The sequence below is a fragment of the Yersinia pekkanenii genome, from assembly GCF_001152565.1.
GTDB lineage: Bacteria > Pseudomonadota > Gammaproteobacteria > Enterobacterales > Enterobacteriaceae > Yersinia > Yersinia pekkanenii.
In genome coordinates, this window is record NZ_CQAZ01000001.1 from 207,466 (window position 1) to 219,516 (window position 12,051).

The window sequence follows — 12,051 nt, forward strand, 5'->3', positions numbered from 1 at the left end:
GTTTTTCATTCGTATGACATTACTTCTTAATACGAATAATGGGGGTCTCACCGACAGTGACACTACCGGACAACTTAATCAGTTCTTTAATCTCGTCCATATTGGAGATAACAACCGGCGTCAATGTAGACTTGGCTTTCTCTTCCAGCAGGGCCAGATTGAACTCTATTATCACATCACCTTTCTTGACCCGTTGGCCTTCTTCAGCGATGCGTTTGAAACCTTCGCCTTTCAGTTCAACGGTATCAATACCGAAGTGGACGAACAGCTCAATGCCGCTGTCGGATTCGATAGAAAAAGCATGGTTAGTCTCGAAAATTTTACCGATGGTACCGTCAACAGGAGCAACCATTTTATTGCCTGTAGGTTTGATGGCAATACCATCACCAACGATTTTCTCTGCAAAAACAACATCAGGAACATCTTCGATGTTGACGATTTCACCAGACAATGGTGCAACTATCTCAATAGTACCACTGTCTTTTTTATCATCTGAAACCAATGATTTCAGCTTATCGAACAAACCCATGATCTTCTCCTAAGTATTTATATTGGGCAGCGTTCCAGTATCGTGGAATTAGCAGAGTGTTTTTTCTTCAATGAATGTGTTAATCAAATCCATCAATTCCTGCGCTGTTGGTTGAGCCAATGCCTGCTCGGCCAACACCTTCACATCTTCGAAATTCGTATTACGGATAATTTTCTTGATGCGTGGGATCGAAATTGCACTCATGCTGAACTCATCCAGCCCCATGCCCAATAGCAACAGTGTAGCACGTTCATCGCCAGCAAGTTCACCGCACATACCGGTCCACTTACCTTCAGCGTGAGATGCATCAATAACCTGTTTGATCAGGCCCAATACCGATGGCGACATTGGATTATAGAGATGAGAAATCAGCTCATTGCCACGATCTACTGCCAGAGTATACTGAGTTAGATCGTTTGTCCCAATACTAAAGAAATCTACTTCTTTAGCTAAATGGCGAGCGATAACTGCCGCCGCAGGTGTTTCCACCATCACACCGACCTCGATAGTTTCATCGAAGGCCTTACCTTCTTCACGTAATTGGCTTTTCAGCAGTTCAAGTTCTGCTTTCAGTTCGCGTACTTCTTCAACCGAAATAATCATCGGGAACATGATACGCAATTTACCAAATGCCGATGCCCGCAAGATTGCCCGCAGTTGTGCGTGCAGTATCTCTTTGCGATCCATAGCAATACGGATGGCGCGCCAGCCCAGGAATGGATTTTCTTCTTTCGGCAGATTCATGTACGGCAAATCTTTGTCGCCGCCGATATCCATAGTACGGACGATAACGGCTTGAGAGCCCATGGCTTGTGCAACGGCTTTATATGCCTGGAACTGCTCTTCTTCGGTAGGCAGTGAGTCGCGGTCCATGAACAGGAATTCGGTACGATATAGACCAACACCTTCAGCGCCATTGCGCTCTGCACCGGCGATATCACGCACAGTACCAATGTTGGCGACCACTTCAACCTGATGGCCATCAAGGGTGATAGCAGGCAGGTCTTTCAGTTTGGCCAATTCGTCTCTTTCAGCAAGACATTGATCTCTTACTGTTTTGAGTTCACTTATGACGTCGCTGGTCGGATTAACATAAATTTTATTGTTAACCGCATCGAGGATCAAATAGTCGCCATTCTTGACTTGTTTGGTCACATCGGTGGTCCCAACGATAGCAGGCAGTTCCAACGAACGAGCCATAATCGAGGTGTGCGAAGTACGCCCCCCTAAATCGGTGATGAACCCTAACACTTTATTCAGATTAATCTGCGCCGTTTCTGACGGTGTCAAATCAGTCGCCACCAGAATCACTTCTTCCTGAATAGCGCTCAGATCGACAATGGTCATATCAAGAATATTCATCAGCAGGCGCTTACCGATATCACGTACGTCAGCCGCACGTTCTTTCAGATATTCGTCATCCAGTTCTTCCAGCGCTTTCGCCTGGCCTTCAATCACTGAATAAGCGGCCGCATCAGCAGACTGTTTATCATCGTTGATGAGGGCTATGATTTCCTGCTCAAGCTCTTCATCTTCCAACAGCATAATATGCCCTTCGAAGATGGCCTCTTTATCTTCACCGAATGTTTCGCCAGCTTTGGTCTTAATTGCGGCTAATTGCTCAGACGCTTTGGCCCGCCCAGTTTTGAAACGCTCGACTTCTTGCTCCACTTGGTCAGCAGAGATTTTTTTCCGGTTGATGATAATCTCATCTTCTTTCAGTAAAAGTGCTTTACCAAAAGCGATACCCGGTGATACTGCAATGCCTGAAATCATAACCCTACCTTACTCTTGACTGGTGTTAACTAAAAAAGCGTGCGTGATTACTCAAGCTCTGCCATCAGTTTTACCAGATGCTCAACCGCTTTCTGCTCATCTTCACCAACAGCTGAGATCACAACAACAGTACCTTGGGTCAGGCCCAGAGTTTGCAGTTTGAACAGGCTTTTAGCGCTAGCGCTTTTACCGTTAGAGGTCACGGTAATTTCAGACGCGAAGCCTTTTGCTTCTTTAACGAACTGGGCAGCAGGGCGGGTATGCAGACCGTTTGGTGCAGTAATAGTAACTTCTTGCTGGAACATGAGTATTTCCCCAACTTATTTTGGATTTATGTTGTGGAGCTAAAGTTTAGTGTAAATGCCAGACTTTAGCCTGTATTGGTGTGCGCATAACGACATTTCTTGGCTTGCGCATGACTATGCCTCAACCACCGACAAGTCACAAAGACAGTTTCCGATGAAACCTGAATTCAGGTCTAAAATCGTTACTGCCATAACTAAGAATAATGCTCTCTTTGCATTATGTCTTCAATCAGCGTTCGAGTGATGACATTTTTTGTGGCATTGCATAATGGTTAAATCGATTCAGCTTAAGATGCAGCCACTAAGCGATTAATTTCGCGCAACGAAATAATTGACCGGTTAAATACTAAACCCAGAAGGTAAAATCAATCTTTATGTAGTAAAAACTTTGAAGCACGCCACAAAAAAAGCACCCACAAGGGTGCTTTTTTAGCATTTAGTGCGGCGGCGTGATTACTGTTGCAGTTCTTGCTCAGTGAACAAATCTGCAAACAACGCAGTGCTTAAATAACGCTCACCCGAAGAGGGAAGAATAACCACAATTGTTTTGTCCGTAAAGTCTGGTTCTTCAGAAAGTTTGACCGCGGCAGCAACGGCAGCACCGGAAGAAATACCCGCCAGAATACCTTCTTCCTCCATCAAGCGGCGCGCCATAGAGATGGCTTCATCGTTAGTCACCAGAGCAACACGATCAATCTGGTTTAAGTCGAGGTTACCGGGAATAAAGCCAGCACCAATACCCTGAATTTTATGTGGGCCGGGTTTAATTTCCTGACCTGCCAATGCCTGAGTGATGACCGGTGAGTCTGTTGGCTCTACTGCAACCGTGATAATCGCCTTACCTTTGGTATTTTTGATGTAGCGGCTGACGCCGGTCAGGGTGCCACCGGTACCGACACCGGCGACAAAGACATCGACTTCACCCTCCGTATCTTCCCAGATTTCCGGGCCGGTGGTTTTTTCATGAATTTCTGGGTTTGCTGGGTTACTGAATTGCTGCAAAATCAGATAACGGTCTGGATCGGTGGCTTGGATTTCTTCCGCTTTGGCAATCGCCCCTTTCATTCCTTTGGCACCTTCGGTCAGTACCAGATTGGCCCCCAGTGCTTTCAGCAGCTTGCGGCGCTCAATGCTCATGGTTTCGGGCATGGTCAGGGTTAATTTATAACCGCGAGCGGCGGCAACAAAGGCCAGTGCAATACCGGTATTGCCACTGGTCGGCTCGACCAACTCTTTATCTGCCGTCAGAACTCCGCGATTTTCGGCATCCCAAATCATATTGGCACCGATACGGCATTTAACGCTGAAACTTGGATTGCGTGATTCAACCTTCGCCAAAATGCGCCCGTTACCGATACGGTTTAAACGAACCAGCGGCGTATGGCCGATTGTGAAAGAGTTGTCTTCATATATCTTGCTCATAGCCCGTCCTTTAACTCTATGAAAATGTAGGAAACGTTGAAATCATACGCTAACAGTATGGCTATGGAAGTAAGTAATTGGTATATCGATATGTTATTAAGAAATAAGTTTTAATCCCAATAACTTTTGATCTCAACAACGAGGGCGTGGCCAGCACGCCCTCAGAAATTTAGCGCGGCGGTTGGATAAAATGGTGGCGATAACGATCGACCCACATTGCCGTCGCGCCGCAGACAGCGACGGGAAGGATCACCAGATTAACGAATGGGATCATAGTGAATAAGCTTACCAGTGCGCCGAACTGTAAATTATCGACCTTATCCTGACGGAGCGCACTGCGCATCTGCTGAAAACTCACTTTATGGTTATCAAAGGGATAATCACAATACTGAATGGATAACATCCAGGCACTGAACAGGAACCATAATACCGGCGCAACCGTCTGGCCGATGCCGGGAATAAAGTACAACACCAGCAACCCCAATGCCCGTGGCAGGTAGTAAGCCAGCTTTTGCCACTCGCGTGCCATAATGCGGGGTAAATCTTTTACTATTCCCCATATGCCGGTGTCGGGTAGCGGCTTACCTGTCAGACTGGCCTCCAGTTGTTCAGCCAGCAAACCACTAAAGGGGGCGGCGATGATATTGGCGATGGTGCTAAACAGGTAACTGAATACCAGTAGCACTGACAGAACCATCACCGGCCACAATAGATAACTGAGCCATTGCAACCAATCGGGAACGTGGCTCATCAACTGCGGAACCCAGTCACCTATCCTGTTGAATAACCACCAGAATGCACCTCCCATCAGCAGAATATTCACCAGTAAGGGTAAAATAACAAATCGCCGGATGCCCAGACGGGAGATTAGCCGCCATCCTTGGGCAAAATAATGGACACCACTGACCTTTTTTACTGCTTTTTGCGTATACGCCATGCCATTCAGTTCTCAGTAATTGTATTGACGGGTGTATCATATCGGTATGATTTACCACTGCATAGTCGTATATTGTGCAAAAAATAAGCAAAATGACCCGCGTAATCATTTTTCTTCGAAGAAAATTGAGCACGGCCTTGCACTTGTGTTCGTTGGGAAATAGAGTTAGAGGGTGAATGTTTGCCGCGGTGGCAATGTATTGGAACAACAGAGATAGTAATGATGCAGGATTTGCGTCTGATATTAATCGTTGTTGGCGCGATCGCCATAATAGCGTTGTTATTGCATGGTTTATGGACCAGCCGTAAAGAACGCTCTTCACTTTTTCGCGATCGCCCAGTTAAACGTGCGAAACAAGAACGTGTTGAAACCCCGATCGAGAGTATCGATGAAGGGGTAGGAGAAGTGCGCGTCCGCACAGCTCATCCACAAGAGAAGCTTTCGTTTAGTCATCTTGACGACGACGAAGAAATGCCGGTTATTCAGCACACTGAAACCAAGCCAGCTCAGGTTAAGATGGAACCTCGTCAAAAACCTGTTGTTTCAGAGCAAACTGAACACGACGACCCTCTTTTGGGTGGGTTATCGGCTGAGCAACCATCGCATGAATCACAGCGTGACCCTGTGCTTGGATCGGTTGATGAATCGTATTCACAACCGCGACACGTAGAGCCACAGCCTGAGCCTGTTGTTCCTGCCTCAGAAGCGAAACCGCAAAAACTGAAAGAAACTGTTTTGGTGCTGCATGTCGCAGCGCATCACGGTGGTGCTCTTGGCGGCGAGTTGCTGTTACAGAGTGTGCTTCAGTCTGGTTTCCAGTTCGGTGAGATGGGTATTTTCCATCGTCATCTTAGCCCGGCAGGCAGTGGCCCAGTATTATTCAGTCTGGCGAATATGGTAAAACCGGGTTCATTTGATCCTGACACCATGTCTGATTTTTCAACGCCGGGTGTCTCAATGTTTATGATGGTACCGTCTTACGGCGATGCAAATCAGAACTTTAAGCTAATGCTGCAATCAGCCCAACGTATTGCCGATGATGTCGGTGGTGTAGTGCTGGATGATGATCGCCGTATGATGACCCCGCAGAAACTGGAAACGTACAAGGCCCGCATTCGCGAGGTGCTGGATGCAAACGCAACCGTCTGATAACGTTGTTCCGCAATGAATCGAATTAACCCGAACCCCCGCCTGCCGGGGGTTTTTTATCTTTGATGGTGAGCTATGGAATCGATAATTCAGCAAATTAATCAACTAAGAACCTCATTGCGCCATCACGAACATCGTTATCATGTGCTGGATGCCCCTGAGATACCTGATGCTGAATACGACCGCCTGATGCAGCAATTGCGCGAGCTGGAAGCACAACATCCTGAATTGATTACCAATGACTCACCGACACAGCGGGTAGGGGCAGCCCCTCTCGATACGTTTGATCAGGTTAAGCACGAAGTGCCGATGTTGTCTCTTGATAATGTCTTTGATGAAGAGAGTTATCTGGCCTTTGACAAGCGGGTACATGATCGGCTGAAAACCGCTGAGCCGCTGACATTTTGCTGCGAGCTAAAACTGGATGGTCTGGCGGTCAGTTTATTGTACGAAGATGGCGAACTGGTCAGAGCGGCGACCCGTGGTGACGGCACTACCGGCGAAAATATTACTGCCAATGTGCGCACCATCCGCGCTATTCCACTGCGACTGCATGGGGATAAACTCCCACGGCGGGTCGAAGTTCGCGGTGAAGTCTTTATGCCGCTGGCCGGTTTTGAGCAGCTCAATGAAGAGGCGCGCCGCAAAGGGGGTAAAGTGTTCGCCAACCCACGTAATGCCGCGGCAGGCTCATTGCGCCAGCTAGACCCTCGCATTACCGCCAAACGGCCATTAACCTTCTTCTGTTACGGTGTTGGTTTGCTAGAGGGCGCTGAGTTACCGCGTAGCCATATTCAACGCCTGATGCAATTTAAAAACTGGGGTTTGCCGGTCAGTAGTCGGATGAAATTGTGTACTGGCAGCGAGCAGGTCATCGCCTTTTATCGTCAGGTAGAACAAGATCGCACCGGTTTAGGCTTCGACATTGATGGTGTGGTTATCAAAGTTGATGACATCGATTTACAAGAGAAATTGGGTTTCGTGGCACGCTCACCTCGCTGGGCAACGGCATTTAAATTCCAGGCGCAGGAGCAGATAACCCGAGTTCGTGAAGTGGAGTTCCAGGTGGGGCGCACTGGTGCGATTACGCCGGTTGCCCGCCTGGCGCCGGTACAGGTGGCGGGGGTTGTTGTCAGCAATGCGACACTCCACAATGCCGATGAAATCGAGCGTCTTGGCCTGCGCATTGGTGATACGGTGATTGTGCGCCGTGCCGGTGATGTCATTCCACAAGTGGTTGGGGTGGTAATGGAACAGCGGCCTCTCGATGCCAAAGAGATTACTTTCCCAGAGCATTGCCCGGTATGTGGTTCTGATATCGAACGGGTAGAAGGCGAGGCTGTTGCTCGTTGTACCGGTGGCTTATTTTGCGCGGCGCAACGTAAAGAGGCTCTAAAGCACTTTGTTTCCCGCCGGGCGCTGGACGTGGACGGTATGGGTGACAAAATTATCGAGCAACTGGTGGAAAAACAGTATGTCGAGAACCCCGCTGACTTATTCGAGCTGACCGCCGGTAAACTGACTGGGCTGGATCGGATGGGGCCGAAATCCGCACAAAATCTGATTGCGGCGCTAGAAAAGGCCAAACAGACCACTTTTGCGCGCTTCTTGTATGCTTTGGGTATTCGTGAGGTAGGCGAGTCGACAGCCGCTAATTTAGCGGCTCACTTCCGTAATCTGGATAACCTGCGTACGGCCGATATCGATGCATTAAAAAGTGTGCCGGATGTGGGTGAAATAGTGGCAAAGCATGTGCTGAATTTCCTCGGTGAAGAGCACAATCAGAAAGTGATCGAAGCGCTGGAAAAAGTGATCAGTTGGCCTGAACCTCAGCAAATTGTTGTCGAAGAGATCGACAGTCCATTTGCGGGTAAAACCGTGGTTCTGACGGGATCACTGACGGTTCTCTCGCGGGATGATGCCAAAGATCGCCTGACGGCTTTAGGTGCCAAAGTGAGTGGCAGTGTTTCCAAGAAAACTGATCTGGTTATAGCCGGTGAGGCTGCCGGTTCAAAGCTGGCGAAAGCACAGGAACTTGGAATTACAGTCATTGATGAAGCAGAAATGATCCGTTTGCTCGGTGAGTCGTCCTGACACCAGAGGGTTGCATGGAAAAAGAGAATTTGATTGAGATTGCCAATACTCAGATGCCCTTCGGTAAATACCAGGGGCGGGTATTAATCGATTTACCGGAAGAGTACCTACTATGGTTCGCCCGCAAAGGCGAGTTTCCGCAGGGTAAACTGGGTATGCTGATGGAGATGACTCTGGCAATCAAGATTGAAGGGTTGGACAGTTTGGTCAAACCCCTCAAGCGGGGTTAATCTGGCCTGCTGAACTATGGCGATGGGCGCGTTCCCGTCATCGCCATAGTTTTATTTTGTAGGGTACCAACTTCATTAAATATAAACGTCAATCTGGTTCTGTGCGGAAGGGCGGTTTACCCCATCGCCGGCCGGCGCGCTGACAGTATTGTTATCCCCTTCTTTGGTTTTTTCAGCTTCTTTTGCCTGAATACGGGCAACTTCAGCTTGTAGCGCGGCAATTTGACTCTGAATCTGTTGTTGCTGTTTTTGTAACTCATCAGCAGTTAAACCAGAATCTTTCAAGGTACTTAATTTTTCTGTCAGTTTTTGGATTTCTTGATTAATAGATTTAATTTGTGCCGCTGAACTGTTGTCCGAAGAGCTACTGCTACTACTGGCGCTACTGCTGGTGGTCACAGAGACTGATGCTGTAGAAATGGTATTCGACATCATTATTCCTTAGAAAAGCATGGATGGAATAATGCTTATCGACGAACTGATATTAACCTTTAACGTTCTGGCGCGGTTTTACACAATCTTATCACTTGGTGATTTTCTGAGCGCCCAATATTGGCTTGAGCCGCTAAACAACCAAGCGCAACTCAGGCCAATACTGCAACCAACCTTTGCTATTGACCCGTTGGTAGTATGTATCAATTTCACCATTTTTAGAGTTCAGGGTGATAGTTCGGGTAAATAGCGCATTCAAACCCAATGGGGCCACCAATTCAATCGCGCCGTTAGCTGTGAGTCTGGCACCTATCGCAGTTTCCACTTCCACCCAATAGCTAATGGCATCTTCGGTGCTGGTATAAGGTTGGCGGCCACTACGCAGGTGCATTCTGGCCTGATTTTTCACTGACCAGGGGAAGGGGGGATGTTGAACAGCGGTCTTTTGCACGAGTTGCGTTTCCAACTGTAAATCATGTTGCTCGCTGGTATCTTGCTGATCAAAATAGACTAAATCAATATCATTAAGCGGAGTTGGGGACGGGTGACCATGCAGATGATCCCATACCAAATTACGGACAAACCCGGCCGCCAAACACCACTGGTTTAACCCAAGTTCACGGGAAACAGACAAAGCCTGCATCCGATAGGGGTCAGCATGTAACCATTCAATGATCTGTTGCTGCGGGTTCATCGTCTATTTCCGCTGTAATCAATAGGTTTGAAGAGTAAATAGGATAGCCGTAGATGTAGATAATGAGCAATTGGAGAAGGATTATGACAAATTGTGCAAAGCAAAAGACCGGCTATAAGCCGGTCTTTTAAAGAGTGGTGGAGCTAGACGGGATCGAACCGTCGACCTCTTGCATGCCATGCAAGCGCTCTCCCAGCTGAGCTATAGCCCCACAAATGTGGTTGTTGGTACTGATTTATCACTGTGCCACCAAACTAACCCGCCTGATTAAGCAATCAAATAGACCTAATCAAACCTGTAAAGAGTGGTGGAGCTAGACGGGATCGAACCGTCGACCTCTTGCATGCCATGCAAGCGCTCTCCCAGCTGAGCTATAGCCCCAATGCGCACATAATAAATTGTGTGAACGGGGCGCATGATATGAAACCACTGAAACAGTGTCAACGGCTAATTCGATTTCTCGCGCTAAGCGCTGAAAAAGCCGCCAAATCAGCCGCTAGATCGCCTTAAATATTAAATGTCGCGCATAATTATTCTGACTACCAATAATAAAAAAGGCAGCCACGGTGGCTGCCTGATAGTACCTGTATCCTGGCGATTACTGCTGAGCTTCGCGCTCACTAATAAAGGCTAATGCTTTATCAATACGAGTCAGCGTACGTGCCTGACCGATAGCATGGACAGTGACATCCATTCCCGGCGATTGGCCGGCACCAGTGACAGCAACACGCAGCGGCATGCCAACTTTACCCATACCTACACCTAACTCATCAGCAGTGCCCTGAATGGCGTTATGAACGTTTTCAGTGGTCCAGTCAGTGATGGCGGCGAGTTTTGCTTTAACGGCTTCAAGCGGTTGGCGGGCGACAGGGCGCAAATGCTTTTTAGCCGCATCAGCGTCGAATTCGTCAAACTCTTCGTAGAAATAGCGACATGATCCTGCCATTTCTTTCAGTGTCTTGCAGCGTTCGCCCAGCAGTTTAACAATTTCAACCAATTCAGGCCCATTGCGAGTATCAATCCCGAGTTGCTCGACATGCCACGACAGTTGCACAGCAACATGTTCTGGCGGCAGGCTATTAATATAGTGATGATTCAGCCACTGTAATTTTTCAGTATTGAAAGCACTGGCTGATTTACTGACAGCGTCCAGCGTGAATAACTCAATCATCTCAGCAACAGTGAAAATCTCTTGATCGCCATGAGACCAACCCAAACGGACCAAATAGTTCAGCAGAGCTTCTGGCAGATAGCCGTCATCGCGATATTGCATTACCCCGACTGCGCCGTGGCGTTTAGACAGTTTTTTACCGTCATCACCCAAAATCATTGAAACATGAGCATATTCAGGAACCGGAGCACCTAACGCTTTCAGAATATTAATCTGACGAGGGGTATTGTTGATATGGTCTTCACCACGGATAACGTGAGTGATTTCCATATCCCAGTCATCGACCACCACACAGAAGTTATAGGTGGGTGAACCATCTGTACGGCGGATGATTAAATCATCCAGCTCCTGATTGCTGAATTCGATTGGCCCACGGATTTTATCGTCGAAAATGACGGAACCTTCCTGCGGATTACGAAAACGCACGACTGACGGCTCATCAGCACCGTGGGTACACTGACTATCGCGGCAACGGCCATCGTAGCGAGGTTTCTCACCATTGGCCATTTGGGTTTCACGTAGCGCTTCCAGGTGCTCTTTAGAGCAATAGCATCGATAAGCGGTACCCTTTTCCAGCATGTGATCAATCACGGCATTATAGCGATCAAAACGTTTGGTTTGGAAATACGGGCCTTCATCCCAATCCAGATTCAGCCAGTTCATACCGTCCATAATGGCATCGATGGCTTCCTGAGTTGAGCGCTCAAGATCGGTATCTTCGATACGCAGAACAAACTCACCGCCTAAATGCCGGGTGAACAGCCAGGAATAGAGCGCGGTACGTGCGCCACCGACATGGAGATAGCCGGTAGGACTGGGTGCAAAACGGGTTTTGATTTTCATTGGGTTCGATGCCTTATTACGCGACGCTGACCAGCAGAAGCTGGCAGGTGCTCGAAATTCGAAAAAGTAGGCGACATTCTACCACCCTGTAGTAATTCCTCAACGATGTTACCGGTATGCAATTGATGATTACTGACCGACAGGGCGAAAGGCACCTTCACAGCGGCGATAAATATCGCATCCTGTTTAAATTTGCGGCGAACGATTGTTTTCGTTTTAAAAACCGTTGACTCACTTCGAACTATCCCTATAATGCGACTCCAACAACACGGCGGGGCGATTAGCTCAGTTGGTAGAGCATCTCCTTTACACGGAGGGGGTCATCAGTTCGAATCTGGTATCGCCCACCAAACTCGGCGTGTGGTGAAATAAGGCAGTAAATGAGATAGATGAGGGCGATTAGCTCAGTTGGTAGAGCATCTCCTTTACACGGAGGGGGTCATCAGTTCGAATCTGGTATCGCCCACCA

Annotated in this window: 11 protein-coding genes and 4 tRNA genes; 5 read left to right on the forward strand and 10 right to left on the reverse strand. The window is 48.0% G+C overall.

Translation table 11 applies throughout. The annotated features are described in order from the left end of the window. Positions 1-19: 19 nt before the first annotated feature. From crr to cysZ, 5 genes are all read right to left on the reverse strand, one after another. On the reverse strand, positions 20-529 hold the full coding sequence (gene crr / locus AEP37_RS00895; RefSeq protein ID WP_049608420.1) for a PTS glucose transporter subunit IIA: 510 nt from the start codon (positions 527-529) through the stop codon (positions 20-22). 48 nt (positions 530-577) lie between these two features. Continuing rightward, on the reverse strand, positions 578-2,305 hold the full coding sequence (gene ptsI, locus AEP37_RS00900; RefSeq protein WP_049608423.1) for a phosphoenolpyruvate-protein phosphotransferase PtsI: 1,728 nt from the start codon (positions 2,303-2,305) through the stop codon (positions 578-580). 47 nt (positions 2,306-2,352) lie between these two features. After that, the gene (gene ptsH, locus AEP37_RS00905) at positions 2,353-2,610 is read right to left on the reverse strand and encodes a phosphocarrier protein Hpr (protein WP_049608425.1); all 258 of its coding nucleotides are present in this window, start codon (positions 2,608-2,610) and stop codon (positions 2,353-2,355) included. A gap of 453 nt (positions 2,611-3,063) precedes the next feature. After that, positions 3,064-4,032 (reverse strand): cysteine synthase A, encoded by a 969-nt coding sequence (gene cysK, locus AEP37_RS00910; RefSeq protein ID WP_049608428.1) that lies wholly within the window; start codon positions 4,030-4,032, stop codon positions 3,064-3,066. A 169-nt stretch (positions 4,033-4,201) separates the two neighbouring features. Beyond that, positions 4,202-4,969 (reverse strand): sulfate transporter CysZ, encoded by a 768-nt coding sequence (gene cysZ / locus AEP37_RS00915; RefSeq protein WP_049608431.1) that lies wholly within the window; start codon positions 4,967-4,969, stop codon positions 4,202-4,204. Positions 4,970-5,188: 219 nt separating this feature from the next. On the opposite strand from cysZ, the gene zipA reads away from it, so the two are divergent. The 3 genes from zipA (at position 5,189) to AEP37_RS00930 (ending at position 8,442) form a co-directional block, all read left to right on the forward strand. Beyond that, a complete protein-coding gene (gene zipA, locus AEP37_RS00920) occupies positions 5,189-6,118 on the forward strand; it encodes a cell division protein ZipA (protein ID WP_049608434.1) in 930 nt (309 codons plus the stop codon). 75 nt (positions 6,119-6,193) lie between these two features. Further along, a complete protein-coding gene (gene ligA / locus AEP37_RS00925; protein WP_049608437.1) occupies positions 6,194-8,212 on the forward strand; it encodes an NAD-dependent DNA ligase LigA in 2,019 nt (672 codons plus the stop codon). A gap of 14 nt (positions 8,213-8,226) precedes the next feature. Continuing rightward, positions 8,227-8,442, forward strand: coding sequence for a DUF3820 family protein (locus AEP37_RS00930; RefSeq protein ID WP_049608441.1), 216 nt, complete (start codon positions 8,227-8,229; stop codon positions 8,440-8,442). Positions 8,443-8,517: 75 nt separating this feature from the next. Here AEP37_RS00930 and AEP37_RS00935 read toward each other — a convergent pair whose 3' ends face one another. The 5 genes from AEP37_RS00935 to gltX all read right to left on the reverse strand — a co-directional run bounded on the left by AEP37_RS00935 (position 8,518) and on the right by gltX (position 11,582). Then, positions 8,518-8,874 carry a FlxA-like family protein gene (locus AEP37_RS00935; RefSeq protein ID WP_049608444.1) on the reverse strand — a complete coding sequence of 119 codons (357 nt, stop codon included), beginning with the start codon at positions 8,872-8,874 and terminating at the stop codon, positions 8,518-8,520. Positions 8,875-9,007: 133 nt separating this feature from the next. Continuing rightward, positions 9,008-9,568: a nucleotidyltransferase family protein gene (locus AEP37_RS00940; RefSeq protein ID WP_049608448.1), complete on the reverse strand. Its 561-nt coding sequence runs from the start codon at positions 9,566-9,568 to the stop codon at positions 9,008-9,010. A 135-nt stretch (positions 9,569-9,703) separates the two neighbouring features. Next, a tRNA-Ala gene (locus AEP37_RS00945) sits at positions 9,704-9,779 on the reverse strand. Between the two features lie 94 nt (positions 9,780-9,873). Beyond that, positions 9,874-9,949, reverse strand: a tRNA-Ala gene (locus tag AEP37_RS00950). A gap of 217 nt (positions 9,950-10,166) precedes the next feature. Then, positions 10,167-11,582 carry a glutamate--tRNA ligase gene (gene gltX, locus AEP37_RS00955; RefSeq protein ID WP_049608451.1) on the reverse strand — a complete coding sequence of 472 codons (1,416 nt, stop codon included), beginning with the start codon at positions 11,580-11,582 and terminating at the stop codon, positions 10,167-10,169. A gap of 274 nt (positions 11,583-11,856) precedes the next feature. On the opposite strand from gltX, the gene AEP37_RS00960 reads away from it, so the two are divergent. Both AEP37_RS00960 and AEP37_RS00965 read left to right on the forward strand, forming a co-directional pair. After that, positions 11,857-11,932: transfer RNA gene (locus tag AEP37_RS00960), tRNA-Val, on the forward strand. 43 nt (positions 11,933-11,975) lie between these two features. Then, a tRNA-Val gene (locus tag AEP37_RS00965) sits at positions 11,976-12,051 on the forward strand.